General features: G+C 69.9%; 26 protein-coding genes. 11 read left to right on the top strand and 15 right to left on the bottom strand.

The features are described 5' to 3' along the window. Positions 1 to 35: 35 nt before the first annotated feature. The 10 genes from D9599_RS21910 to D9599_RS21865 all read left to right on the top strand — a co-directional run bounded on the left by D9599_RS21910 (position 36) and on the right by D9599_RS21865 (position 10,654). Entirely contained in the window at positions 36 to 1,244 is a 1,209-nt protein-coding gene (locus tag D9599_RS21910; RefSeq protein WP_198383430.1) for an FAD-dependent monooxygenase, read from the top strand. Positions 1,245 to 1,640: 396 nt separating this feature from the next. Beyond that, positions 1,641 to 2,393 carry an IclR family transcriptional regulator gene (locus D9599_RS21905; protein ID WP_198383429.1) on the top strand — a complete coding sequence of 251 codons (753 nt, stop codon included), beginning with the start codon at positions 1,641 to 1,643 and terminating at the stop codon, positions 2,391 to 2,393. After that, positions 2,390 to 4,093, top strand: a complete 1,704-nt coding sequence (locus D9599_RS21900; RefSeq protein ID WP_198383428.1) for a hypothetical protein — start codon at positions 2,390 to 2,392, stop codon at positions 4,091 to 4,093. The genes D9599_RS21905 and D9599_RS21900 overlap by 4 nt, the downstream gene beginning before the upstream one ends. Then, entirely contained in the window at positions 4,090 to 4,848 is a 759-nt protein-coding gene (locus D9599_RS21895; RefSeq protein WP_198383427.1) for a hypothetical protein, read from the top strand. The genes D9599_RS21900 and D9599_RS21895 overlap by 4 nt, the downstream gene beginning before the upstream one ends. Then, on the top strand, positions 4,838 to 5,812 hold the full coding sequence (locus tag D9599_RS21890) for a dipeptidase (RefSeq protein ID WP_198383426.1): 975 nt from the start codon (positions 4,838 to 4,840) through the stop codon (positions 5,810 to 5,812). The genes D9599_RS21895 and D9599_RS21890 overlap by 11 nt, the downstream gene beginning before the upstream one ends. A gap of 10 nt (positions 5,813 to 5,822) precedes the next feature. Beyond that, entirely contained in the window at positions 5,823 to 6,875 is a 1,053-nt protein-coding gene (locus tag D9599_RS21885; protein WP_198383425.1) for an ABC transporter substrate-binding protein, read from the top strand. Next, a complete protein-coding gene (locus tag D9599_RS21880) occupies positions 6,872 to 7,711 on the top strand; it encodes an ABC transporter permease (RefSeq protein ID WP_198383424.1) in 840 nt (279 codons plus the stop codon). The genes D9599_RS21885 and D9599_RS21880 overlap by 4 nt, the downstream gene beginning before the upstream one ends. Positions 7,712 to 7,715: 4 nt before the next feature. Further along, positions 7,716 to 8,504: an ABC transporter permease gene (locus tag D9599_RS21875; RefSeq protein WP_198383423.1), complete on the top strand. Its 789-nt coding sequence runs from the start codon at positions 7,716 to 7,718 to the stop codon at positions 8,502 to 8,504. After that, entirely contained in the window at positions 8,501 to 9,577 is a 1,077-nt protein-coding gene (locus tag D9599_RS21870) for an ABC transporter ATP-binding protein (RefSeq protein ID WP_309228681.1), read from the top strand. Before D9599_RS21875 ends, D9599_RS21870 begins: the two co-directional genes overlap by 4 nt. A 210-nt stretch (positions 9,578 to 9,787) precedes the next feature. Then, complete coding sequence (locus tag D9599_RS21865) at positions 9,788 to 10,654, top strand: type 1 glutamine amidotransferase (protein WP_198383422.1); 867 nt, start codon at positions 9,788 to 9,790, stop codon at positions 10,652 to 10,654. A 28-nt stretch (positions 10,655 to 10,682) separates the two neighbouring features. Here the strand turns inward: D9599_RS21865 and D9599_RS21860 are convergent, their stop codons facing one another. The 15 genes from D9599_RS21860 to D9599_RS21790 all read right to left on the bottom strand — a co-directional run bounded on the left by D9599_RS21860 (position 10,683) and on the right by D9599_RS21790 (position 24,642). Beyond that, positions 10,683 to 11,474 (bottom strand): TIGR00730 family Rossman fold protein, encoded by a 792-nt coding sequence (locus tag D9599_RS21860; RefSeq protein WP_198383421.1) that lies wholly within the window; start codon positions 11,472 to 11,474, stop codon positions 10,683 to 10,685. A gap of 213 nt (positions 11,475 to 11,687) precedes the next feature. Next, positions 11,688 to 12,251: an NUDIX domain-containing protein gene (locus D9599_RS21855; RefSeq protein ID WP_232480773.1), complete on the bottom strand. Its 564-nt coding sequence runs from the start codon at positions 12,249 to 12,251 to the stop codon at positions 11,688 to 11,690. A gap of 213 nt (positions 12,252 to 12,464) precedes the next feature. Beyond that, complete coding sequence (locus D9599_RS32005; protein WP_198383420.1) at positions 12,465 to 13,139, bottom strand: PHB depolymerase family esterase; 675 nt, start codon at positions 13,137 to 13,139, stop codon at positions 12,465 to 12,467. A 213-nt stretch (positions 13,140 to 13,352) separates the two neighbouring features. Further along, on the bottom strand, positions 13,353 to 14,324 hold the full coding sequence (locus D9599_RS21845) for a TIGR03885 family FMN-dependent LLM class oxidoreductase (protein WP_198383419.1): 972 nt from the start codon (positions 14,322 to 14,324) through the stop codon (positions 13,353 to 13,355). A gap of 424 nt (positions 14,325 to 14,748) precedes the next feature. Next, complete coding sequence (locus tag D9599_RS21840) at positions 14,749 to 15,108, bottom strand: response regulator (RefSeq protein WP_198383418.1); 360 nt, start codon at positions 15,106 to 15,108, stop codon at positions 14,749 to 14,751. Then, positions 15,098 to 16,153: a sensor histidine kinase gene (locus D9599_RS21835; protein WP_198383417.1), complete on the bottom strand. Its 1,056-nt coding sequence runs from the start codon at positions 16,151 to 16,153 to the stop codon at positions 15,098 to 15,100. The genes D9599_RS21840 and D9599_RS21835 overlap by 11 nt, the downstream gene beginning before the upstream one ends. Next, the gene (locus tag D9599_RS21830) at positions 16,150 to 17,025 is read right to left on the bottom strand and encodes a GAF domain-containing protein (RefSeq protein WP_198383416.1); all 876 of its coding nucleotides are present in this window, start codon (positions 17,023 to 17,025) and stop codon (positions 16,150 to 16,152) included. The genes D9599_RS21835 and D9599_RS21830 overlap by 4 nt, the downstream gene beginning before the upstream one ends. 184 nt (positions 17,026 to 17,209) lie before the next feature. Further along, a complete protein-coding gene (locus tag D9599_RS21825) occupies positions 17,210 to 18,046 on the bottom strand; it encodes a creatininase family protein (protein WP_198383415.1) in 837 nt (278 codons plus the stop codon). A gap of 11 nt (positions 18,047 to 18,057) precedes the next feature. Next, complete coding sequence (locus tag D9599_RS21820; protein WP_198383414.1) at positions 18,058 to 18,753, bottom strand: ABC transporter ATP-binding protein; 696 nt, start codon at positions 18,751 to 18,753, stop codon at positions 18,058 to 18,060. Continuing rightward, entirely contained in the window at positions 18,740 to 19,501 is a 762-nt protein-coding gene (locus D9599_RS21815) for an ABC transporter ATP-binding protein (RefSeq protein WP_198383413.1), read from the bottom strand. The genes D9599_RS21820 and D9599_RS21815 overlap by 14 nt, the downstream gene beginning before the upstream one ends. Further along, entirely contained in the window at positions 19,498 to 20,445 is a 948-nt protein-coding gene (locus D9599_RS21810; protein WP_198383412.1) for a branched-chain amino acid ABC transporter permease, read from the bottom strand. Before D9599_RS21810 ends, D9599_RS21815 begins: the two co-directional genes overlap by 4 nt. Continuing rightward, positions 20,442 to 21,305: a branched-chain amino acid ABC transporter permease gene (locus D9599_RS21805; protein ID WP_198383411.1), complete on the bottom strand. Its 864-nt coding sequence runs from the start codon at positions 21,303 to 21,305 to the stop codon at positions 20,442 to 20,444. The genes D9599_RS21810 and D9599_RS21805 overlap by 4 nt, the downstream gene beginning before the upstream one ends. A gap of 15 nt (positions 21,306 to 21,320) precedes the next feature. Then, the gene (locus tag D9599_RS21800; RefSeq protein WP_198383410.1) at positions 21,321 to 22,529 is read right to left on the bottom strand and encodes an ABC transporter substrate-binding protein; all 1,209 of its coding nucleotides are present in this window, start codon (positions 22,527 to 22,529) and stop codon (positions 21,321 to 21,323) included. 45 nt (positions 22,530 to 22,574) lie between these two features. After that, positions 22,575 to 23,798, bottom strand: coding sequence for a gallate dioxygenase (locus tag D9599_RS21795; protein ID WP_198383409.1), 1,224 nt, complete (start codon positions 23,796 to 23,798; stop codon positions 22,575 to 22,577). Between the two features lie 172 nt (positions 23,799 to 23,970). Further along, on the bottom strand, positions 23,971 to 24,642 hold the full coding sequence (locus D9599_RS21790; protein WP_198383408.1) for an isochorismatase family protein: 672 nt from the start codon (positions 24,640 to 24,642) through the stop codon (positions 23,971 to 23,973). Between the two features lie 173 nt (positions 24,643 to 24,815). On the opposite strand from D9599_RS21790, the gene D9599_RS21785 reads away from it, so the two are divergent. Continuing rightward, positions 24,816 to 25,978 (top strand): LysR family transcriptional regulator (locus D9599_RS21785; RefSeq protein WP_309228680.1); only part of this gene is annotated, 1,163 nt, incomplete at its 3' end.

The raw sequence follows: 25,978 nt of genomic DNA, 5'->3' as shown, positions 1-25,978 counted from the left end.
GGTCGAGTAACGAAGCGGACATTCGGGAGGCTTCGATGGCAGGAAATGAGCGGCGGCTGCGTATCCTCATTGCAGGTGGCGGCCTTGGTGGCCTGACCGCGGCCCTGGCGCTCCTCCAGCGCGGCTTCGACGTGCAGGTCCTCGAACAGGCCACCGAGCTGCGGGAAGTCGGGGCAGGGGTTCAGATCAGCGCCAATGGCTCCCGCGTGCTGCACGCGCTCGGCGTCGGCGAGGCGGTGGAGCGGGAGGCATGCGAGGCCAGCGGCAAGGAGATTCGTCTCTGGAGCTCCGGCCAGACCTGGAAGCTCTTCGATCTCGGGGCGGAGTCCGTCGCGCGGTACGGGCACCCCTACTACACCGTCTACCGGCCGGACCTGCACGGCGCATTGGCGGAGGCCGTGCGGCGGGCGAGCCCTGACGCCATCCGCCTCGACGCCCGCGTCACCAGCTTCTCCCAGGACGCGACATGCGTGACGCTGCATCTGGCCGATGGCAGCGAGGCGAAAGGCGATGCGCTGATCGGGGCGGACGGCATCCACTCCCGCATCCGCTTCGGCCTGTTCGGCGAGGACCGCGCCCGCTTCTCCGGCATGCTGGCCTGGCGCGGCGTGATCCCCATGGCCGCGCTGCCCTCGCATATGCGCCGCATGGTCGCGACAAACTGGATCGGGCCCGGGCGGCACGTCGTGCATTATCCCCTGCACCACGGCGAGCTCATGAATTTCGTCGGCATCGTCGAACGGAGCGACTGGCAGGTGGAATCCTGGACGGAGCGCGGCACAACGGAGGAGCTGGCCGCCGACTTCGCCGGCTGGCACGAAGACGTGCAGGCCATGATCCGCACGATCGAGGTGCCCTACAAATGGGCGCTGATGCTGCGCCCACCGCTGGAGCGCTGGACCGATGGGCGCGTCACTCTGCTGGGCGATGCATGCCATCCCACCCTGCCCATGATGGCCCAGGGTGCTGTACAGGCCATCGAGGACGGCTTCGTGCTCGGCCGCGCGCTGCAGATGAGTCCAGCGGACATCCCTGCCGCGTTGCTGCGCTACGAGGAGGCCCGGCGCGAAAGGACCAACCGCATGGTCGTCGCCTCCGCCGAGAACGCCGCCCGCTTCCATAACCCTGCCCTGGCCGAGGCCGCCGGCGCCCAGGCCTATGTGGACCGCGAATGGGCGGAGGAGCGCGTGCGCGAGCGCTACGACTGGCTCTTCAGCTACCGAGTGGACGAGATCGCCGTCTAGGCCGGACACGGCCGGTCCGCCCACAAGCGGTCGCAACAGCATTGTCGGGCTGCCCAGGGCCGCCACCTCGGTCCTGGCGATAGGCGACATACCGGTCCGGCTTCCTGACCGCGAGGCGCCGTCCGGCTCGCACCCCCGTCGCTTCTCCTGATCGCGAGGCGACGAGCCCAACACGCGTCAAGGCGACAGCGGCAACAGCTTCCGGCTGGCGCAGCCGGAAGCGCCCGCCAATCCATCGGCAAAAATGAGCCATCCCTCCTTAGGAGCCACGCGGCGGGCGGGAACTGGATGAGCGTTCGGCAGGCTGGACCATCCGGCAAAAAACATTTGACGGAGATCAATGACAGAGCAGAGACTTCTCCGCGTGAAAGACATTGTCTTCTTGGCGAATACATGATGGCTGACGCGATCATCGCGAGAGAGGAGGACGCGCCCGAAACCGGCGTCCGCCCGCTCGCCTCCGCCCTCAAGGCCTTCGCCCTGCTCGACCACCTTGGCCGAAAGCGGCAGGCGGTCCGCCTCGCCACCCTCTCGCGGGAACTCGGCGTCGGGCGCGCCACGATCTACCAAAGACTGGTGACACTGATCGCGGCCGGCTGGGTCGAGCAGACGGCCGCAGGGGACTTCCGCCTCACGCTCCGCGCCGCACGCCTTGCCCATGCCGCAACCGAGCAGGCGGGGCTCGGCGCCCGCACCCTGCCGGTCTTGGAGGCCCTCTCGGCGGAGACTGGAGAGGCCGCGTCACTGACGGTTCTGGAGGACGATGCGCCATGCATTGTGCAGCGGGTGGAGCCACGCGGCGTGCTGCGCGTCGAGATGCGCGTAGGCGCCACCATGTCGCTCGATGGCAGCGCCTCCGGCCGCGTCCTCCTCGCCTATCTCGATCGCGGGCACGCCCAACGCTTGGCACCCGACCTCGACCCGGCGATCCTGGATGCCGTGCGCGAGGCGGGCCACTCCATCTCCTCCGGCCAGACGATGGAGGGCATCCGGGCCGCGGCCGTGCCGGTCTTCGGCCATGACGGCAGCTGCGCGGCGGCCCTCTCCCTCGTCGCCCCGGTGCAGCGCTTCGCGGCCGACGGCTGGATCCAACCCTTGCGCGCCGCCGCCGAAAGCCTGCGCGCCATTATGGAGGGCCGCCCCAGGTGAGCGCCGCGCTTCCCCTCGCCGCATCGCCGCCAGCACCGCGCGATCCGGACTTCCTCATGCGGCCGGCGCGCCTCGCGGCCTTCCAGCCCAGCCGGATCAGCTGCTCCCGCGCGCTGATGGCGCAGGCGATCGCCGAGCGCTGGCGGATCGCCACGCGCCGCTTCGAGATCGGCGCGGACTCCGCCGGCACCGCAGTTTATGAGATTGAGACCCCCGGCGGTACCTTCAGCTTCCTCGCCTTCTCCAACACGCCGCAGCGGGCCGGCCGCACCGGGCGCATCATCGCCCGCACCTGGGACATGACGGGCGCGCTGATCGAGGGTGTGGCGGACGAGCAGGTGATCGAGACGACGCGCCGCGAGCTGCCGAAGCTCTATGCCGGCCGCGCCACGCCCGGCACGCTCATCTGGTGCCGCTCCAACCGGAGCATGCGCGTTTTCGACGCGACGGTGGAGGCCCTCGCCTCGGGGCGGCAGCCGGAAGCGGCGCTGGTCGCGCAATCCTGCTACCTCATGCGCAACACGGGCCTCGACGGCAACGGCACCTTCGGCACGCGCTCCTTCCTCGCGCTGGAGAGGGGTCACGCGCTGCGCCACCCGCTCGCCGCGCAGATGCTCGCGGCCTACATGATGCGGGAGTTCGCGGCCGACCTGGCGAACCACCTCGCCGCGCTGCGCTCGCCCGATGCGGTCGCGCTCTCGCCGGAAATCCGCCGCTTCCTCGGCATCGGCAACGGCTCCGCGCTCGGCCTCATCCTCTTCATCAACAACCACCCGCGCCTGATCGATGCCTGGATCGGCGCGCGGGAGGAAGCGATCGCCGCCGCGCGCGCCCTGCCGGTGGTGCCGGGTGACACGCGGCTCGTGCATCTGGAGGCATTGGTCCGCCGCGCCGCCGTCTTCCGGCGCGAGGACCGCATGGTCTACGACGCCTTCGCCCCCAGCGCCCTCATCGCCGAGGAGCTGGACGCCGTGGCCGGCCTTGTCGCGTCCCTGCGCGAGCGCGGCAGCGACGCTGCCTATCCGCTGGACGAGCTGGGACGGCAGGTTGCCGCACGCTTCCATCCGGAAACGGAGGAGACACTTCTCTCCCTCCTGATCGAACTGGTGCCGGAACTGGCAGACCACCTCGCCCGCTCGATGATCGTCAGCGAGGAGATGGAGGTCACGCCGAGCATGACCATCGGCGCGCTGCGCGCCATCCTGCACCGCGAATACGCATGGGCCCTGGCCTGGGACATGACGGCCCCCGGTGCCTACGAGCAGGTCTGGTACAAGTCCGCCACTGCCGAGGAGCCCCGCCGCGGGCCGATCGCGGAGGCGCCGCCCGGCACCTTCAATCTTGGACTCGACGTGCCCGGCCTGGTGCAGGCGTTGAACGCGGCGCTGGAGGGCCGCGACCCCACCGAGCCGGTGGCGCGGCTGCTGCTGGCTCGCCCCGACCTGCGTCAGATCACGGCGCGCGTGCAGAGCCTCGCTGGACTGCGATACCACCAGCCACGGGTTAACATCATGGCCGGTGACTTCGTGCCCGCGCATCTCGTCCGGCTGATGAACGTCGCCCTGCACGGCGTGGACAAGACGCGCGACTATCTCGCCCGCAACCTGCGCGGCGTGCTGTTCCACGGCGCCCCGACCGCCACGGACCTCGCCGCGGGCGCCTCCCCTGACTGGTTCTACCCGCCGGAGCCGCAGCCATGAGCGCTGCCTGCGACAAAGAGGCCGTGACGCTGTTGCCGCGCGAGGTGCGGCTGGTGGTGGAACGCATCCTCCTCCTCACCAGGCTGCCGCCCGGCGCCATCCCCGCCGTGCGGGACGTGGTGCTCTACTCGGCCGCGGCCGGGCTGGGCGGCCTCGCCCTCCTGCACTTCCGCTTCGAGAGCCTGCGCGCCAGGGAACCCGCGCCGCCACGGATCATCGAGACCGCGCCAGGCCACCTGCTGATCGATGCGCGCGGCCAGCATGCCTGGATGGTGCTGCCGATGATCCTCGACGCGCTGGCCGAGGCCGCCGCGCGCGAGGGAGCCGCGATGGCCACCGTGACGGGCTTGACCGATCCGGAAGAGCTTCGCGTGGCCTGCGCGCTCGGCCCTCGCACCGGCCTGGCAGTCTTCGTCACCGATGGCGGATGCACCGGTCCTGCGACGGGCTCGGACGCCGCCCTGCTAAGGACGGAAGGCCCCGCTGCACTCCTCGCCGTGCCGGCGCCCGGCCGGCCAGACATGGTGTTGGAACGCGCGCTGCGCGGGGGCACGCCCGTGGAGCCGGCTCTCTGGTGGGCGCTGCACCACCTGTCCAACAGCGCCTTGGCCACCGACACGCCGGAGTCCCGACGCCACGCTGGCCCGGTGATCGTGGAGGCGGACGGCCGCATCATCGGCCGCAGCGACCACGACGACGACACGGACATCTCCCTTCTCACCGCCCCCAGGCCGGATACCCAAGATGCTCATTGACGGTCTGCAATGCGGCCACTTCACGCCGGAGGTCTTCGCCGCGCTCCGCCGGGGAAGTATTGGCGCCGTCACCGTCACCTGCGGCTTCTGGGAAGACCCGATGGAGTCCTTCGACGCGCTCGGCCGCTGGCGCGACCTGATGGCGGAGAACGAGGCGACCTGCGCCGTCGCGCGCACGCCCGCGGAGATCGAGGCGGTGGCCGCCTCCGGCCGCACTGCCATCGTCCTCGGCTTCCAGAACACCGACCTGTTCGGCGGGCGCATCCGGCTGGTGGAGATGTTCGCCGAGCTCGGCGTGCGCGTCGTCCAGCTCACCTACAATAACCAGAACGCCGTGGGTGGAAGCTGCTACGAGCCGAATGACAGCGGGCTTGCCCGCTACGGGCGCGAGGTGGTGCGCGAGATGAACCGGGCGGGGATGCTCATCGACTGCTCCCATGTCGGGGAGCGAACGACACTCGAGACCATCGCGCATTCCGAGCGGCCGATCGCGGTGACCCACGCCAACGCCACCAGCCTTGTGCCGCACAGCCGCAACAAGGGCGACGCCATCCTGCACGCCCTGCGCGACACCGGCGGCGTGATGGGATGCGCCGTCTATCGCAACATCACCGGCGACTACTACTGCGCCTCCGTCCGGAACTGGTGCGAGATGGTGGCGCGAACGGTGGAGATCGCCGACCTCGACACGGTGGCCATCGGTACGGATTACGGGCACGACAACACCCCGGCCGATTACGCCTGGATGCGGATGGGCCGCTGGACGCGCGGGATCGACTATGGCGCCTCCTCCGTCGGCAAGCCGGTGCGGACGCCCAAGGCGGAGTGGCTGGCCGAGGGCGTCTCCGGGCTGGGGCAGATCCCCGAGGGGCTGCGACAGGTCGGCTTCCAGCCGCATGAGATTGATAAAATCACTCACGGCAACTGGCTGCGGCTCTATGCCGCGACCTTCCGCCCGAACTGAGGAGCTTGGCATGGCACCGAATGGGTTCTCCCGCCGCGCGGCCCTGACCCTGGGCGGCGGCGTCGCGGCGGGGCTGGCCGCGCCCCCTTTCCGGCGGGTGCGCGCGGCCGAGGTGCTGCACGTCAACACCTGGGGCGGCATCTGGGAACGGGCCGCGATCAAGAACCTGTTCGAGCCCTTCACGCGCGACACGGGAGTCGAGATCCGCCCGGTCTCTCCCGTCTCCTTCGCCAAGCTGGCCCAGCAGGTCCGCAGCGGCGCCTACGAGTTCGACGTGACCACGCTTGGCGCCGGCGAGATCATCCGTGCCAACCAGGCGAACCTGCTGGAGAAGCTGGACAATACTGACCTGGTGAAGAACCCGCCCTTCCTCGGTGCGGCCTTCCAGAACGGGGCGAGCAGCCACGCCTTCGCTACGGTGATCGCCTATCAGAAGGCGAAATACCCGAATGGCGGCCCGCAGAACTGGGCGGATTTCTGGAACCTGCAGAAGTTTCCGGGCAGCCGCTGTATGCAGCGCTACGCCGCCCGCATCCTGCCGATCGCCCTGGTGGCCGACGGCGTGCCGATGGACAAACTCTACCCGCTCGACATCAACCGCGCCTTCGCCAGCCTGGATAAGATCAAGCCGGCCGTCCGTACCTGGTGGACACAGGGACAGCAATCCCAGCAGCTGTTGCGAGACGGCGAGATCGATTGCATCGCCCTCTGGCACGCCCGTACGCTGGAACTGATTGACCAGAACCAGCCGGTTGAGATCGTCTGGAATCAGGCGGAGATTGAGCGGGCCTATTGGGTGGTGGCACGCGGCACGCCGAACCGGGATAACGCGCTGCGCTACCTAGAAGCCTCGGTGAAGCCGGAGCGCGTGGCCGGCTTCTGCCGTGACTCCGCGAACGGCCCATTGAACCCGGCAGCCTTCAACTTTCTCAGCGAGGCCGAGGCGGCGCGCATGCCGACTGCCCCTGCCTATCGCGGCAAGGTCTTCGAGCAGGACATCCTCAACTTCGGCGGCGACGTGAACGCCGCGACGCAGCGCTTCGAGCGCTGGATCGGCACTTGAGCGCGTCGCTCGCCCCAGCACGGAGCAGCCTTCGCTCCTGGCTGCTCGTCGCGCCGTTGATCGTTTTCCTGATCGCCTTCTTCCTCGTGCCGCTCGCGCAGGTGGCGATCATGAGCGTGAGCGACCCGGAATGGGGCCTCGGCCACTACGTGGAGATCGCGACAGACGGATTTCACCTGCGCGTCCTGGCCGATACCTTCCTCACGGCCCTCATCGTCTCCCTCTGCTGCCTCCTTCTCGGCTTCCCGCTTGCCTATGCCATGGCGGCAGCGCCGCCAGCGCTGGCCGCCGCCATGATGGTGGTGGTCACGATGAGCTTCTGGACGAGCTTTCTCGTCCGCACCTATGCCTGGATGGTGCTGCTCGGCTCACGCGGGCCCGTCGCGCATCTCTTCTCGTGGTTCGGGCTCACGGCGCCGGAGCTGCTCTTCACCCGCTTCAGCTCGACGGTGGCGATGACGCATATCCTGCTGCCCTATATGGTCCTGAGCCTCTACGGCGTGCTGAAGCGGATCGAGCCCTCGCTGCCGCGCTCGGCGGCCAGCCTGGGCGCGCCCCCGTCCTCCGTCATCCGCCATGTCGTGCTGCCGCTGGCGGCACCCGGCATCGTCAATGGCCTCACACTCGTCTTCGTCCTCTGCCTCGGTTTCTATGTCACCCCCATCCTGCTCGGCTCCCCGCGGGAACAGATGGTGGCGGGCGTCATCGGCCAGCAGGTGGAGGAATTCCTCGCCTTCGGCGAGGCGTCGGCCATGGCGGTGGTCCTGCTCGCCAGCACGCTGGTGGTGCTCGGCCTCTATCACCGCCGCTTCGGCCTCGACCGGCTCTGGGGCTGACTCGATGCACCTTGCCCTTATCCTGCTCGGCGCGGTCGTGCTCGCCTTCGTCGCCATGCCGCTGCTCATCGTCGTGCCGATGTCATTCAGCACCGCCGTCTCCCTTGAATTCCCGCCGCCGGGCTGGTGGACGGGCTACTACGCTGCCTATTTCAGCGATGCGCGCTGGACGACGCCCACCCTCAACAGCCTGGGCATCGCGGCCGCCGTCTCGGTGCTGACGGTCCTGCTGGTCACCCCCGCCACCTTCGCCGTGGTTCGCCACCGCTTCGTGGGGAAAGGTCTGGTAAACTTGGCGCTCATGCTGCCCCTGGCGGTGCCGCACATCGTCATGGCCATCGGCTACTACGCCTTCCTGGCCGATATCCGCCTGCTCCAGACCTTCCCGGGCATCGTCCTCGCGCATACCGCGCTTTCGGTTCCGCTCGCCTTCCTCGTTCTCTCGGCCAATCTCAAGGGCTTCGACCGCGGGCTGGAGCGTGCGGCGCTCTCGCTCGGCGCGACACCGGCGAGGACCTTCCTCCATGTTACCATGCCCGTGCTCTGGCCGGGCTTCGCGGCCGCCGCTCTCTTCGCCTTCGTGCAGAGCTTCGACGAGACGGTGGTCGCCCTCTTCATCTCCGGCCGCGACACCGAGACCTTGCCGCGCAAGATGTTCGACAGCATCCGCACCACCGCCGACCCGGTGATCGCCGTCGTTTCCACCCTGCTCTTCGCCGCGGTCGCCGTGCTGGTCATCGCGCCCGTCCTCTGGCGCGCGGTGTCGCGCCGCCGATCGGAAGCCCGCCCGTGACCAAGCCCTATCTGGAGCTCGAGAACCTCGCCAAAAGCTATGACGGCCGGACGCATGCGCTGCGCAGCGTGAATCTTTCGGTCGCAAAGGGCGAGTTCATCACCTTCCTGGGCCCCAGCGGCTCCGGCAAGACCACCACGCTCATGCTCATCGCGGGTTTCGAGGCGGCGAGCGAGGGCGAGATCCGGGTGAACGGCGCCTCCATCACCCGCGTGCCGCCGCACCGGCGCGATATCGGGATCGTCTTCCAAAACTATGCCCTGTTCCCCCACCGTACGGCGCTGGGCAACGTCATGTTCCCGTTGCAAATGCGGAAGGTGCCGAAGGCGGAGGCGGCCGAGAAGGCACGCGCCATGCTCGACCTCGTCGGTCTCGCGCGCTTCGCAGACCGCCATCCTCGCGAGATGTCGGGCGGCCAGCAGCAGCGCGTGGCGCTCGCCCGCGCCCTCGTCTTCGACCCCGCGCTCCTGCTGCTCGACGAGCCGCTCGGCGCGCTGGACAAGAACCTGCGCGAGGGGCTGCAGATCGAGATCAAGCGCATCCAGCGCAGCCTCGGCGTCACGACCATCTTCGTCACCCATGACCAGTCCGAGGCGATGGCCATGTCGGATCGCATCGTGGTGTTCGAGGGCGGCCGCATCCAGCAGGCCGGCGCCCCGCTCGAGGTCTATAACCGGCCGGCCAACGAATTCGTGGCGCGCTTCGTGGGGGACAGCAACCTGCTGCCTATCCGCCTGACCGATCCGGCGGCCGGCCTTGGCGAGATCGCGGGGATGGGGTCCGTTCGCGTACCAGCCCAGCCCGGCCGGCAGACCGAGGACCGGGCGACGCTCCTCCTCCGCCCCGAGGCTTTCGGCCTGCCAGATGGGGAAGCCACCAATGCCTTCCGCATGCGGGTCGGGGCAGTCGTGCATTTCGGTGACAGCGCCCTCCTGATCGGCCGTGCCGGTGAGGCGGAAATAAGAGCCCGACTGCCGGGTCTTGCGGCGCAGGGCATCGCCGAAGGAACGGAGATCAGCCTCTCCTGGAACCCCGCTTCGGCCCACCTCCTGCCGGTGGCCAAGGAGGCCTGACCGCCGCGGCCCGGCATCCCGCCGCCGTGAAGCGCCGACACCCGCGGCACGCGCCGGCAAGGCCGGCAGGCATCGAATCGCACTCGGCCTGCGCGCAAGGAATGGCGGCCGCCCTTGTGAGCGCGCGCCGCGACCCGAGATGAGAAGACCTGCCCTTCTGATCGTCGCACAGCGATCGGCCACACCCGCACCAAAGGTCCCTCGCGCGCGATGACGACGCTTCGCTTCCTTGTTGCCGAAAGCGAGACTGCGGAGGACCGTGAGCGGCGTCGGGCGAGTGTCGGGCGAAGCAGCGGCGAGACCTATCTCGGCACGCTCCGCGCGATCGTGCCGGACGCGGATTGCGAGCTGGCAAGGCCGGCGGAGGAGGGCGCAGCCGCGCCGGATGCCGCGGCTCTGAGCGGCTATGACGCCGTCTTCCTCACGGGCTCGCCGCTGCACGTCTACGACAACACGCCGGAGGTGCGCCGTCAGCTCGCCTTCATGCGCGACGTGTTCCGCTCCGGGACGCCCTCCTTCGGCTCCTGCGCCGGGCTACAGGTGGCCACGGCCGCAACCGGCGGCGCGGTGCGACGGAACCGGCGCGGGCACGAGGCAGCCTTCGCCCGCCGCATCACCGCAACGGCGGAAGGGCGCGACCACCCGCTGCTGGCAGGCAGGCCCGCCGCCTGGGACGCGCTCGCCATTCATTCTGACGAGGTGGAGCGCCTGCCCGAAGGCGCGACGCTGCTTGCGGGAAATGGCGTGAGCGCGGTGCAGGCCGCCGAGATCCGGCATGCGGGCGGGATCTTCTGGGGCGTGCAGTACCACCCCGAGTTGCCGCTGAGCGAAGCGGCGGCGGCGCTGCGCCGCCAAGCTGCCGACCTAATCGAGCAGGGGCTGGCGCGAGACGAGGCTGCCGTGGAGGCCTACGCCTCCCTCATCGAGGCGCTGCACCACGAGCCGGAACGCCGCGACCTCGCCTGGCAGCTCGGCCTCGATCCGCAGGTCACCGATGCGGACCGGCGCAGGATGGAGCTTCGCAACTTCATCGAGCATCTCGTGCGGCCGACGCAGAGGGCGCGCGGCAGGGTCTGATTCACGCGCTCAGGGGCCAGCACGCTCGTCACACCGCCTTGCCACCCGGGGCGGCCACCTCCTCCAGCCCCTGCTTCACAAGGCAGGTCCAGGCGGACTCGGCATCCGCGGCAACGCGGAACAGCTCGAGATCGGCCGGCGCGATCATCCCGGCCTCCAGCAGGGCATCGAGGTTGACGACCGATCGCCAGTAACCCTCGTCCACGAGCACGATGGGCACCTTCTGTACCTTGTCGGTCTGCCGCAGGGTCAGCAGCTCGAACAGCTCGTCCAAGGTGCCGAAGCCACCGGGAAAGACCACCAGGGCATTGGCGCGCATCGCGAGGTGCATCTTGCGTATCGCGAAGTAGTGGAAGCGAAAGGTCAGCTCCGGCGTCGAGTAGGCGTTCGGCTCCTGCTCGTGTGGCAGCATGATGTTGAAGCCGATCGAGGGCGCGCCCGCATCCCCTGCCCCGCGGTTGGCGGCCTCCATGATGCCCGGCCCGCCGCCCGTCGCGATCACGTTGTCCCGGATGCCCGAGCGTCCCAGGAAGGCTCCGCCGCGCTCGGAGGCGATGCGCCCGAAGGCTCTTGCCTCGCTGTACCAGAAAGGGTGCCGGCCCGGCCCGTCCTCCCGCACCCGCGCGCTGCCGAACACGACGATGGTCGAGCGCACCTGCCAGCTCCGCAGCGCCTCGTCCGCCTTGGCGAATTCGAGGAGGAAGCGGACCCCGCGCATGGACGGGTTCAAGAGAAAGTCCGGATCGAGCGCGGCAAGCCGGTAGGAGGGCGAGGCCAGTTGGGCCGCGTTCGCCTTGGCGGGGGGCAGGCTGTCGTTCATCAGTGCTCCGTGCTGGCTGGCGACCCGCGCCCCATCGGTCCAGATGGGACGATGGTCGTGTGAAGCGCGCCGTATCCACCTGGGCCCGCCACGGCGAAAAGCATCCTGCCTCCGAGCCGATGCCGTCCAGGCGGGGACCGTGGGTCCGCCCTGTGGCCCGCTGGGGCGCTGCTTGGACGCCGTGCCGCCGAAGGGCAGCCTGGAGAAGCGGTCCTAAGCGGCCCCGTCCTTCCGCCCCTCCGCCCGGGCGGCGAGATAGGCGGCGACCGGCCCAGTGAGGGGAATGCGCCGCAAGTCGTCGGCAGAGACGAGCCTGGCCCCCACGATCTCCCGGCCATCGAATTTCAGCTCGGGCAGTTGCTCCAGCCGCAGCTCAAAGAAGTGCACTCGGTCGTGCCGCCCGTCCCAAAGGCCCGACAGCTCACCCGCAGGGGCAAGGGTTCCTCCGACCAGGCCCACCTCCTCAACCAGCTCGCGCCGGGCGGCCTCCTCGGGCGGCTCGCCGCGCCGGAGGCCGCCGCCCGGGAAGTTCCACTCGGCACGGTAGGACGAGCGCACCAGCAGCAGCGAGGACCCGACCCAGATGGCTACCAGGGCGCCCTCGTGATGGGGCCGCGACAGGTGCCACCACGCCCGGGCCATCGGGAAGGCAACCCTGTAGGCAAGGCGCCAGAGGGCGTCCGTCGGCCGGCTCCGGGCGGGGCCTCGGCCCCCGGGTGATGCCGCGGGCACCATGTCCCATGTCCCGTCGGCCCAGGCCGGTCGCGGATAGCTCATCTCGTTCCCCCTCGCGCCACCGTTGCAATCTCCCGCGAGGCCCCCTGGCCTGCACGATGCGCGGCACCTCTAACCTGCCCGCCGAGGTTGCCACGCCCGGCATCCGCGCAGCGAACGTTTCAGAAAGGAAAAAGATTGCGCCGGGCGGCAGCAGACGGTCGAATTAATGACTTTCGGTGAAGATTGCCTTGCGACGGCAGGGCGCCGCGCTCCTCATCCCGCAAGCATCCCCAAGGCCTCCTCCGCGATCGCGGGCGGCACGTGGTGGCCGCCAGCGAACTCGCGATAGCGAACCTCGTAACCCGCGCGCCGCAGGCGGGGCACGAGCCGGCGGCTGCAGCGGTCGATCGGCAGCACCGCGTCCGATATGCCGTGCGAGGCAAAGATCAGCGGCCGCCCCACCGGCTCCGGCGGCGCCGCGAAGCCAGGCGAGAAAGCGATGGCGTGGGTGAAGAGGTCGCCGTTCCCGATGGCGAGCGAGAGTGCGTAGGAGGCGCCGTCCGAGAAGCCGGCCAGCGCGATGCGCCCTGGATCGACGCGGTGCTGCCGGAAGACCCCTTCCAGGGCACGGTCCAGGAAGGCGACGTCCGGGCCGTAGCCGCCCATAATGACGTCCCAGGTCGGGCCGCGGCTCTCCGGCAGCAGCAGGATCGAGCCCGGCGCGGCGGCCTCGATCAGCCCGAGGGTTCCCGCCGCGTTGCCCCCTGCCCCGTGCAGCATGACGACCAGCGGCAGAGGGCCGGAAGCACCCTCCGGCACCTGCAGGATGCCGTCGCGCCCCGTGGCGAGGCCCAGCGCCCGACGCCCCGGCCCGCCCAGATCCCTTGCCGCCTCGGGGCGCGACAGCAGCCGCCCCTGCGCCGCCTCGGCGCCGATGGCGTCCCTCACCGGAAAGGTCCGGCCCTGGCCGGCCCCTCGCGGCCGGGGCGCACGGCGGCGCCGGGCGGGGGGGAATCGCTGCTCATCACGCCCGCTCCATGGCCGGGATGAACCGACATTCCTGCGCCCGCCCGGGCTCCACTGTCCCGTGACCCGATCGAGCATGCGCGGCAGGGGCGCCGGCTCCACAACCTATGATGCTCCTCACCCGGGCGCCGGGCCTCAGCCCCGCAGCGCCGGCAGCACCCTGGCACCGAAGGCCTCGATGAAGGCGCGCTGGCCGGTGCCGACATTGTGCAGGTCGATGCTCTCGAACCCCAGCGCGGCGCACTCCCCCAGCCAGTCCACGAAAGCGGCGGGATCGGCCGAGATGCGCACGGCCTGGCGCATGTCCTCGGGCTGCACGAAGCGGGCGGCGGTCTCGAACTGGGCGGGCGAGCGCAACTCCCAGTTCACATCGCTGCCGAGCAGGTTGAAGCGCCATTGCTCATGGGCCTGGCGCAGCGCTTCCTCCTCGGTGGCGGCGAGGCAGAGATCCACCTTCAGGTAGACCGGCTTGCCCTCGCCGCCGCCGCGGCGGAAGGCCTCGATCGTCCGCTTCAGCGTCTCAGGCTCGGTTCCGACGGTCAGCAGCCCGTCCGCCCAGCCGCCGAGCCATTCCGCCGTCTTCTCGCTCGTGGCCGCCCCGACGAGGCGCGTGGCCTGCTCTGGGCGCGACCAGAGGCGAGCCTCCACCACGCTCACCCGGCCGCGATGCGTCACGGTCTCGCCGGCCAGCAGGGCGCGCATGATCTCCGCCCCCTCCTTCAGCCGGGCGTTGCGCTCCGCCTTTTCCGGCCAGGGCTGGCCGCTCACCGCCTCGTTCATCGCCTGCCCGCTGCCCAGCGCCACCCAGGGCAGGCGGCCCGGGAACATCACCCCTAGCGTGGCGACGGCCTGGGCGAGGACGGCGGGGCTGTAGCGCCAGCCGCCGGGCACGCTGATGACGCCGAACTGCAGCCTTTTCGTCGCCTGCATCGCGGCCCCCAGCCAGGCCCAGGCAAAGCCGGAATGGCCCTGCGCCGGCGCCCAGGGCTGGAGGTGGTCGGAGGAGAAGGCCCCATCGAACCCCGCCGCCTCGGCCTCCTGCACCAGTTGCAGCAACTCGCCGGGCGGGAATTGCTCGTGGGAGATGTGGTAACTGAACCGCGTCATCGCGGGCGACCTCGTCCGACATGGCCGCGGCACGCCGGGGGCGGCGCCACGGGGATTCCGGCCACGCGGAGGGAACCCGGCGCCACGCGGCCCGGGCCTCTCTCCGCCCCCAGGGCCGCCGATACCCGCTGCGCGCGGGCGCTGCATCCTCGCCGGTCATGCCGCACCCGGCACCACCTCCACCCCTTCCCCCGCCAGGGAGGAGCTCGCCGCGGCCGGGAGGCTTCGCCGGGCACCGCCCCGCATCAGGCCGGGGTCCGGCGCTGCGGCGGGACTTATCGGCGGCGGTGCGCGCCGGACTTAACCTGTGAGAACGGCAAGAGAGCGGCGGCAGGACTTCATGGAAGCGTGATCGCGATGCGCCCCCCTACTGGCACCGCTCGCGTGCTCGTCGAGGGGCCGTGCGGCCCAGCCAGGAGGAGGGCTAGGCCGGAAGGGCGCGCCGAAGCGCGCGGGTGATCTCGCGCAGCGCCACCGGCTTCTCGCAGCGGGGCAGGTGAGCATAGCGTTCGGGGAGGGAGCCGGCGTCGTAGCCGGTCGTGAGCACCACCGGGACATGCCGGCCGACCAGCAGGTCCACGACCGGCCAGATCATGCCTCCGCCCAGGTTCACGTCCAGCAGCGCGGCGTCGATCCGCTCCTCGCCTTCGGCCATGGCCAGCGCGGCCGGGACCGTGGCCACGGGGCCGAGCACCTCGGCTCCCTCCTCCGCCAGCGCCTCGGCGACTTCCTCGGCGATGTGGTACTCGTCCTCGACCACGAGGATCCGGCGGTTACGGAGCATGCTCACATCCTCGTGGCCATGTCGCGGGTTCTTCATCGTCCTGGTCGCGCAGGGGCAGGGTGATCCGGCAGCGCACGCCGTCCGGCATGAACTCGAGCCGTGTCCTTGCCTGCAACTGGTAGGGCAGCGCGTGCTCGATTAATTCCCGCCCGTAACCCCGCCGCTCGACCGAGAGGGCCGGCATGGCCACCCCGCTCTCCTCCCAGTCCAGCAGGAGGAGAGGCGGACCCCGCCCGTCCTCCAGGCGCCAAGTGACCTTGAGGCGGCCGTCGGGCTGGCCGATCGCGCCGTGCTTCACCGCGTTGGTGGCCAGCTCGTGCAGCGCGAGCGCGAGGGGCTGCACCTTGTCGCCCGGCAGCTGCAGCGGCGGCCCGCTCACGACGATCCGCTCCGAGGTCCCGTCCCCGACCGCCATCAGCTCGGCATCCAGCAGGTCCGCCAGCGCGACCTCCCAGGTCGGGGAACGCGAGAGGAAGCCCTGCACCCGCCCGAGCGCGCTCAGGCGCGCCTCGTACTCCTCCCGCCCGGGAGATGGGTCGAAGCTGCGCCTGGCGATGGAGCGCACCACGCCCAGAAGGTTGCGGGTGCGGTGCTGCAACTCCGCGACGAGGACCGACTGCTGGCCCTGCAGGCGTTTGAGGTCGTCGATATCGGTCGAGGTGCCCAGCCACTCGAGAATACGGCCCTCCCGCCTGGAGGCAGACGCTTCGTCGCGCAGCGGCACGGCACGGGTCCGGTGCCAGCGGTAGCTGCCGTCAGCGGCGCGGCGCAGCCGGAACTCCACGTCCAGCCTGCCACGCGCGCGCGCCTCGTGCCAAGCCTCCACCACGGCGGCACGGTCCTCGGGATGCACGGCCCGCAGCCAGCCCCGGCCATGGGTCTCCTCCTGACGCTGGCCGGTATAGGCCAGCCATTGCGGGCTGGCCCAGGTCGAGTGCCCCTCGTCGGCGGAGCGCCACACGAGTTGGGGCATGCCCTCGACGAGGACCCGGAAGCGCTCCTTCTCCTCCTCCAGGCGCTGCTCGGCCATCAGCCGCTCGGTCATGTCCTGACCGATCTTGAGGAAGCCGAGGAGGGTGCCGTCGGGATCGCGCAGCGCCCGCGTGGACCCCTCGATGAAGACCCGCCCCCGTCCTTGCGGAGGTGCCAGCGGATATTTGGCGCCACCCCCTCCCGGCAGGCCGTTTCCGTCTCCCACCTGTCCCGGTTCTCCTGCCGGTCCTCAGGCGTGAAGACGATGGCGGAGGGCTGCCCGATCACCTCCTCCGCCGCCCAGCCATAGACGGCCCGGGCCCCGGGCAGCCAATCGGTGATCCGGTCCTGCGGGTCGGTGAGGAAAATGCCGTAGTCGAGCGCCTGCTCGACCGTGAGGCGGAACCGCTCCTCCGTGGAGCGGAGGGTGCGGGCGATGAGCAGGCGGTCTATCACCGGGCCCAGGATGGCGGTGTAGGTGCGCAGGAACTCGATGTCGTCCGCGCCGAAGTGGCGGGGCTCGGTGGCGTCCACCTGCAGAAGGCCGAAAGGGCGCTCCCCCGGCAGGAAGATCGGCACGTTCACGAAGGAGACCACCCCCGCCTCCTTCATGAAGGAGGGAATGTCGAAGCGGTCCTCCGTGGCAACATCCTGCGAGATGACCGGCCGCCCCTCGTCGATCGCGAAGGTCTCCGAGGAGTGCTCCGCCATCGGCAGGCGCAACCGGCCGACGACGCCGGTTTCCCAACCCACGCCCGCGCGAACGAGAAGCTGCCGTTCGGTCTCCAGGATTTCCAGGATCTTGGCCCGCCCGGTCCCGAGCGCCTCCCCCACGAGGCGGCAGGCCTCGTCGAGAACCTCGTCGAGATCCTGAGAGCGCAGGGCGGCCTCGCCAAAATCACCGAGCACCCGCTGCCGCTTCATCATGGTCTCGGGATGGGGCATCGGCGGTTCCGTCACGGGCGCCCCCTCTCGGAGGGGGAGCGATGTCCCAATGGTCTCCGAGGCACCTTCATGTCCATTTCAACGCCGTGACGCTCGGCTGGCTGCCAGACAAAGTCTCAAGCCGGCCCGCACCACGAAACCGGGGCCCCTGCCTGGCGGGTGAGCCGCGGAGAGAAGAGGCGCCTCAGGGCGCCGGGGCAGGCCCCACCACGGCCACGGCCATCACCCGCGCCGTCTCGTCGTAGTGCCGCCACAACTCCGGATCGATGGGGTTCGGGGCACCGAAATAGCCATCGGGCGTCAGGCGCCGCGCGGCCTCCCCACCCTTGCGCCATTCCTGCAGGTCCGCGAGCGTCAGCCTCGTCGGCTGCAAGCCCCTCAAGGCGTCGTGATCCACCGTTTCCGGCCGGTAGCGCATGATCGCGGCCGTCTCGTACTCGTCCGCATGGACGCCGAGGACGCCCGTGAGGCGGAAGCCCTCCATCGCCGCCACAGGCTCCCAGGGAACCCAGATAGGCTCGCACCCCGTCTGCCCGATCCTCTCGTACATGCGCCAGCGGAAGGGCGCGTAGAGCCAGCGGGCGCCGCCGAAACCCTCCGCGTGCAGGGCGGTCAGCACGTCGCGGATCATCTCGTTGTGCAGCCGGTCGCCGTGGTGGCTGACGAGCAGGATCTCAGTGAAGCCGTTCTCCGAGAGCGAGGTGATCACGTCGCGCAGCAGGGCGGCCGCCGTCTCGGGACGGATGCGGAAGCTGCCCGGGAACTCGCCGAGGATGCCGTTGATGCCCCAGTAATAGGGCGGCGCGATCACCGCCTCCCGCCCTAGCGCAGCCATGTAGCGACGCGTGGCGCGGCACAATTCCAGCGCGATGAAGGCGTCGGTGCCGACAGGCAGGTGCGGTCCATGGCACTCGATGACGCCGACGGGCAGCAGCGCGGCCGCGCCGCGTCCGGCCGCCTCCTGGATGGCGGTGGCCGTCATCTCCGCCATCGTGTCCGCCATCAGCGAATCCGTCGGCATGGCCGCCTCCTCTACACCGCGATCCAGCGCCGGACCTGATCGAAATCCGCCAGCAGCTCCGCCGAGCGCCCTTCCAGCACGACCCGCCCCCGGTCGAGCACGATGGCGCGGTCGCTCAGGCCCAGCGCGTCCTCGGCGTGCTGCTCCACGATGACCGTCGCGAAGCCCTTCTCCGCCCGCAGGCGGCGCAGCGTCGCCTCCAGCTCCTCCACGATCACCGGCGCCAACCCCTCGAAGGGCTCGTCCAGCAGCAGCAGGCGCGGGTTGGTCATCAGGGTGCGGCACACGGCGAGCATCTGCTGCTCCCCACCCGAAAGCTTGTCGCCCATGTTGCGGCGGCGCTCCTGCAGGCGGGGGAACATCTCGTAGGCATCGCGTAGCGCGAAGGGACCCGGACGGCGCGCGACGAGCAGGTTCTCCTCCACGGTGAGGGAGGGGAAGATGTCGCGCTCCTGTGGCACCCAGCCGAGACCCAGGCGCACCCGCGCATAGGCGGGCACGGCTGCGAGATCCTTCCCCTGCCAGCGCAGCGCTCCCGCGAAGCGCCGCGCATGGCCCATGATGGCGAGCATCAGCGTCGTCTTGCCGACGCCGTTGCGGCCGAGCACCGCGAGCCCCTCGCCGTCCTCGACCGCGAGGCTCATCCCCTCGAGGACCACGGCCTCGCCATAGCCGGCGGTCAGGCCCTCGACCTCAAGCAGCGCCATGGTGCCCCCTGCGGCCGAGATAGACCTCGCGCACGCGCTCGTCCGCCTGGATCTCGGCCGGCGTGCCCTCCGTCATGATCCGCCCGCCGACCAGCACGGTGATCCGCTCGGCGAAGCGGAAGACGAGGCCCATGTCGTGCTCCACGAAGAGCAGCGTCAGGTCCCGCGGCAGGGCGTTGATCCGCTCGAAGATGGACTCGCTCTGCGCCGCCGGCACGCCCGCTGCCGGCTCGTCCAGCACCAGCACCCGCGGCCGGGTGGCGAGGGCGATGGCGATCTCGACCAGGCGCTGGGAGCCGTAGGGCAGCGAGCGCACGGGGCGGTCGGCCAGTTCCTCCAGATGCGCGAAGGCGAGGTGCTCGCGCGCCTCCTCGGCCACCGCGCGGTCGGCGGCGAAGGAGCGCCAGAACTGGCGCGTCTTCCGCTCCCGCTCGAGGATGGCGAGGGAGACGTTCTCCATCACCGTCAGCCCGCGGAAGAGCTGATTGATCTGGAAGGTGCGCGCGAGGCCGCGCCGCACGCGCTCGGCCTGCGAAAGCGCCGTGACGTCCTGCCCGGCGACGCGGATCCGCCCCGCCGTGGCCGGCACGTTGCCGGTCAGCGCGTGGACGAGCGAGGTCTTGCCCGCCCCGTTCGGCCCGATCAGCGCGTGCCTCGCGCCCGCCTCGACGCGCAGCGAGACATCGCCCACCGCCGTGAAGTGGCCGTAGCGGAGGGTGAGGCCCTCTGTCTCGATGGCGGGCGTCATCCCCGCCCCCGCAGCCGGCGCAGCAGGGCTGAGACGCCACCCGCGATGCCCCCACGCAGGACGAAGACCGAGAGCATGAGCACGAGGCCGATCCCGAGATGCCAGTATTTCGGGCTCATCGCGGAGAGCGCGTCCTTGAGGTAGCTGAAGCCCACGGCGCCCAGCACGACGCCGGGAATGCTGCCCGTGCCGCCGAGGGTCGCCATCATCATCACCTCCGCCGAGCGCTCGAAGCCAAGCATGTCGAGCGAGGCGAAGTTGCTCGTCTGTGCCAATAGTGCGCCGGCGAGCCCCGCGATTCCGCCGGAGATCGTGTAGGCCGTGGCGAGGTGACGGCGTACCGGGGCGCCGATGGCCGGCATTCGCCGCACGTTCTCGCGGATGCCGCGCAGCGCGAGGCCGAAGGGCGAGGTCGTCAGCCGCCAGAGAAAGGCATAGACGAGCACCAGCGCGGCCAGGCTGTACCAGAAGGCTGTCTCCCCCGCGAAGTCGAAGCGGAACAGGCCCAGCACCGGCCCCATGGTGAAGTCCGACATGCCGTCCGCGCCGCCGGTCAACCAGCGCGCCTGGTTCGCGGCTTCGAGCATCAGGAAGCCGATGCCCAGGGTGACCAGGAGCCGCGTCAGGTCGTTCCCCACCACGACGATGCGCGTGAGCAGCAGCGCCAGCAGCCCGCTGAGCAGCAGCGCCGCCAGTAGCCCGACCACCGGCTCCGTCACCCCATGGGCGGCGAGGACGGCGGCGGTATAGGCCCCCATCCCGAAGAACACCGCGTGCCCCAGCGACACCACGCCCGCGTGCCCCTGAAGCAGATCATAGGCGAGTGCGAAGATGGCGAGGATGAACAGCGTGTTCAGCAGGCTGAGGTATTCAGGAAAGAGGAAGAAGCTGGCCACCGCCGCCAGCAGGAGCGGCAGCCCGGCGCCGATGCGGATCAGCCTCACGCCGCCCTCCCGGCCAGGCCGCGTGGAAAGAAGATCATCATCAGCACGAGCAGCGCGTAGATGACGTAGTTGCCGACCTCCGGCACCAGGTACTTGAACAGGGCGTCGATCGCGCCGATCGCGATGGCCGCGGCAAAGGATCCGCCGATCGAGCCCGGCCCGCCGATGGCGACCACCATCAGCACGAGCACGAGGTACTTGAAGGGAAAGGTCGGATCGAGGCCGAGGAAGCCCACGGCCAGCGCACCGCCCAGCCCCGCGAAGGCGGCCCCCAGCCCGAAGGTGAGGGCGAAGAGCCGGTCCACGTTGATCCCGATCCCCTCCGCCGCGCGCCGGTCGTCCACCGCCGCCCGCACGCGCGCGCCGAAAAGGGTAAAGTTGAACAGCGCCACCAGCAGCCCCGCCGCGACCAGCCCGAACAGCACCAGGAACAGCCTGTAGCCGGTGATTCCGACGCCGAGGAGGCTGACCCGCGCCGTCAGCCAGTCCGGCAGCAGCATTGGCTGCTGCTGCGGCCCGAACAGGATGTTCGCCACCGCCCCCGCCGCGAAGGCGAGGCCGATGGAGAAGAGGACCTGCTGCAGTTCCGGCATGGGATAGACGTGGCGGATGACGGAGCGCTCCAGCACCACGCCGATCAGCCCCGTGACGACCGCCGCCGCCGGCAGGGTGAGCAGGAAGGGCACGCCGAAGCCGTTCAGCAGCACCACCGCCACATAACCCCCGCACATGGCGAAGGCGCCATGGGCGAGGTTGATGAAGCGCATCAGCCCGAGCGTGACCGACAGGCCTATGGAGAAGAGGAACAGCAGCATCCCGTAGGCGATGCCGTCCGCGAGGATGCTGATGAGGCCGGACATGCCCTTCCCAGCCGCCTACTTGGCGGGATCCTTCACGCCCTCGATCGTCTCGAAGGCGATGTTGGCCCAGCGGCCGTCCTTCTGCTGCCCGCGGCGGATGTAGATGTTCTGCACGATGTCGCGGGTGGCGGGATCGATGGTGAAGGGACCGCGCGGGCTGTCAATCCGCGCCCCCTTGATCGCGTTCATGATAGAATCGGCGTCGGTCTTGCCGCCCGTCGCCTGCAAGGCGTGGTAGATTAGCGCCATCCCGTCATAGGCCTGCACGGTGCGGTAGCTCGGCGTCGCGTTCGCGCCGGCGACCTCGCGGAAGCCCGCCAGGAAGCGCCTGTTGGCCGGGTTGTCCAGCTCCACCTGGTAGTGCAGCGCGGAGATCACGCCGTCCAGCGCGTCGCCCATGGCAGGGATGAGGTTGTCGTCTACCACGTCGCCGGTCACCAGCAGCTTGATGCCGGCCTGGCTGAGACCGCGCTCCTTTGTCTGCTTCATGAAGGCGACGGAGACGTCGCCGCCCGGGTTGAAGCCGAAGACCGCTTCCGGCTTCGCCTCGATGGCGCGCTGGAGGAAGGGCGAGTAGTCCATCGCCGCCACCGGCGTGCGGGCGCCGCCCACCACCTTGCCGCCGCCGGCCTCGAAGGCCTTGGTGAACCAGGTTTCGGCATCCAGCCCCGGGCCGTAGTCGGAGACGATGGTGAAGACCGTCTTGATGCCGTTGCGCGCCGCCCACTGGCCGAGTGAGGAGGCGAGTTGCGGCAGCGTCATCGACACGCGCGCGAAATAGGGGGAGCGCTCCGTGATGATGGAGGTCGCGGCGTTGATGATGATGCCCGGCTTCTTCGCCTCCGTCAGGAGCGATGCAGCCGAGAGCGCATTGGGCGTGAAGCTGTAGCCGAGGATGATCTCCGCCCGGCTGCGCTGGATCAGCTCCTGCGTCAGACGGCGGGAGAGGTCGCCCGAGCCCGGCCCCTGGTCGTCGCGCATCACCGTCTCGACGGTGACGTTGCCGACCTTCGTGCCGTGGATCTTCTGGAAGGTCTTGATGCCCTCCTCGTTGTTCCGGCCCTGGTCAGCGAAGGTGCCCGAGAGCGGCAGGACGACGCCGACAACCAGCTTGCGCTCCTGCGCGATGGCCGGGCGCGCGAGCGGAAGGGCCGCCGCGGCCGAGGCGGCGAGGAGAACCGAACGCCGCCCGGCCTGAACGGAGGGCTGCTTGCTGCGGGCCATGCCACTTGCTCCTTGTCGAAGATATCCTGGACGGTCAGCCCGCACTCAGCGGGCGTCGGGCACCTGGCGCGTGGCGAGGAACTCCTCGAAGGTCTCGCCACGCATCTCGGCATAGACCTCAAGGTTCGAGCGCTGCGCGGTTCGGGCGAACTTCTCGAGCACGAAAAAATTGGCGCCGTAGCGGATGAGGCCGAGCCAGTCCCGCTCGAGCACGAGGCGGGTTTCCTCGGGCGTCAGCCCCTCCCGCTCGCAGGCGGCCCGCTCGTCCGCAAGGAAGGCCTCGCGGAAGGCGGTCTCCTTCATGTTCCAGAAGAAGCGGTTCAGGCGCAGGCGCTCGCGCGCGGTCGAGATATCGAAAGCATAGGTTCCCTCGATGCCCTCCACACCCTCGAGCTGCGGGTTGGACGCCACCTTCGGCGCGGCGGGAGCCTCGCCCTTCTCCTCGAAGACGAGAACGGTCATCGCGGTAGTCGTGGCCAGGTAGTAGTTCTGGTGCACCTTCTCAATGCTGTCGCTCAGCGCGCCGCGCATCGCCAGCCACATGATGACCTCGACGCTCTCGGCCCCGCCAAGGCGGATGTAGTCCACGTGCCGCATGCGCGCGAGCGTCATCGGGTCGTGCTCGATCAGGTCGATGAAGCGCATGTCCCAGCTGGTATCGTTGTAGCCCGTGCGCTCGCCATGGATCTGGTGCGACAGGCCGCCCGTGCCCACCACGGCCACCTTCAGGTCCTCGGGATAGGACTCCACTGCCCGCCGCAACGCCTGTCCGAGCTTGTAGCAACGCATGGCTGTCGGCAGCGGGTACTGAACCACGTTGACCTCGATCGGCACCACCGCCCCCGGCCAGTTCCCCTCATGTGGCCAGAGCAGCGGCAGGGGAGAGAAGACGCCGTGGTCGAGCGGGCGGTCCTGGAACACCGCCGGGTCGAACTCCTCGTTCACCAGGCACTCGGCGATGTGCTTGGACAGGCCGGGATGCCCGGGCAGCAGCGGCAGCGGACGCCGACCCGCCCCTTCATCCGCCACGTCGTAGCTCGGCGCGACCCCCACGGCGAAGGTGGGATAGAGGTCGTAGAAGAAGGCGTTCAGATGGTCGTTGTAGAAGAAGACGAGAACGTCAGGCTTCTTCTCCTCAAGCCAGCGCCGCGCCGGCTCGTAGCCCTGGAACAGGGGCGCCCAGGCCGGGGCCTCCTGCTTGCCCTTGTCATAGGCCACCCCGATCGTCGGTACGTGCGACGTCCCGATCCCGCCAATGATCCTGGCCATGCCACGCCATCCCTGCCCTGCGCCCCCAGGCGGTGCGTCGCCAGGGGCGGCACCGCCCCCGACATCCCAGCCGGGACTGCTATTCTTCGGGCATACCGGCCGGACCGGTAGCCACAAAGAGCGAGATTGGCATCGAAAACACTTATCGGCCAGAGGGCCGACAGGCCTCTGCCTAGCCGAGCATTCCGATCATCTCGTCCACGGTCACCACGTCGCCGAAGCTCTGGAACACGGTGGTGAAGCCGATATTGTGGTCCTCGTCGTAGCGTGCTGCGTTGGCGTCGGAAACCATGGCCACGTGATAGTCCAGCATCATCGCGTCGCGCGCCGAGGTCTCGCAGCAGAAGTTGGTCAGCATGCCCACGATCGCCACGTTGGTGATCCCGCGCTCGGCCAGCTTCTCCGGCAGGTCGGACTTGCCGGGGATGAAGGCGCTGAAGCGGGACTTCTCCGCCTGGATATCCTCGGGCATGGGCTCGAGGTCCGGGTGCAGCTCGTGGCCAGGAGCGCCGGGTGTGAGGTTGTCGCGGTGCCGCGCGGCATTGGCCGGGTTGAAGAAGCGCTCGTGGTAGAGCGGCCAGAGGCTCTGCCCATTGCGGCCCGCCGTCATCTTCACCCAGGCGACGCTCGCGCCCTTGGCGCGGAAGGCGCGAGCCAGGCGGTTGATGTTGGGAATGATGGCAACCGCCGGCGGCACGTCTGTCACGTAGAAGGCCTGCATGTCGATGACCACGAGGGCGGTCCTTGCCGGCTCGAACCGCTCGAAGACGCGGAGCCGGCCGCGCTTGTTCATCACGCGTTCGATAACGTAGGCGGGCATCTCGAACGGGGCGGGTTCGGTCATGGTCTCGTCTCGCTCAGGGCTGGGCGGTGCGGTGCGCAGAAAACATTTGCCAGGGGGCGGCGCCCAGCCGAAACTGAACGCTCCCCCATCGAAAACCCTTATCCGCGGGAGAGGCCGAGATCACGGCGGCGCCGCACGCCATCAATCCGAAGCATCTCCGCGCCTTCCTCGCCGTGGCGCAGACGGGCAGCGTCGTCCGCTCCAGCCGGATGGTGCGCCGGGTGCAGTCCGCCGTCACCCGCTCCATCCAGGAGTTGGAGCGGGAACTCGGCGCGCTTCTGTTCGAGCGCCGGCCGCAGGGAATGCTGCTCACCGGTCTCGGCCGCACGCTGCTGCACCGGGTGGAACGCGCCTTCGCGGAGATGGAGAACGCGCGGCAGGGGATTGCCGCCGCGGGTCCGCCCTCGGGCTGGAACGATCATGCGCCGATCCTCTCCCTCTCCCTCGGCCGGCAGCGGCTGCTCGCCTTCGCGGAACTGGTGGAGCAGCGGCACATGGGGGCCGTCGCGGACAGCCTGCTCATCTCGCAGCCCGCCGTCAGCCAGGCCCTGCGGGAGGTGGAGCTGGGCCTGGGCATCGAGGTCTTCATCCGCTCGCCTGCCGGGCTGCAGCCAACACCCCTCGGCGCGCTGCTGGCCTTGCACGTGCGCCGTGCCCTCGCCGAGATCCGCGCAGCGGAGGTGGAGATCGGCCTTCTACAGAGCGCCATGGCCGGGCGCGTCACCGTCGGCACGCTCTCCCTTGGCCGCACACGCCTCCTGCCGCAGGCAGTCATCCGCATGCAGGAGAGCCATCCGAACCTGACGGTCAGCACGGTGGAGGGAAGCTTCGAGCACCTCGCCATGCGACTCCGCGCGGGCGACATCGACTTCATCCTCGGCGCCCTGCGCTCGCCCGAGCACACGATCGGCCTCACGCGGGAGACGATTGCGCAGGACGAGCTCGCGATCGTCACGCGCGCTGGTCATTGCCTGGCCCAGCGCCCCGATCCGGGCTTCACCGCCCTGGCCAGCGCGCGCTGGGTGCTGCCGCAACGCGGCACGCCGACGCGCGAGCTGCTGGAAACCGCCCTGCAAGGTCGTGCCCTTCCTACCCCGCAGGTTGCGGTCGAGACGACGGACCTCGCGATCACGCGCGGCCTTTTGCTGGAAAGCGATCTTCTCACGGCCGTCTCGCCGCACCTGTTTCAGCCGGAGATCGACGCCGGGCGGCTCGCCATCCTCCCCCTCGACCTACCGGAGACGCGCCGCGACATCGGCCTGCTCCAGCGGGCCGGCGGCAGCCCCTCCCTCGCCGCGCGGCTACTGATGAACAGCATCCGCGCGATCGGCTGCCT

Source organism: Roseomonas sp. KE2513 (assembly GCF_016107305.1).
GTDB lineage: Bacteria > Pseudomonadota > Alphaproteobacteria > Acetobacterales > Acetobacteraceae > Roseomonas.
The sequence above is the reverse complement of the archived record's forward strand: the minus strand, read 5'-3'. Positions and strand labels throughout refer to the sequence as shown.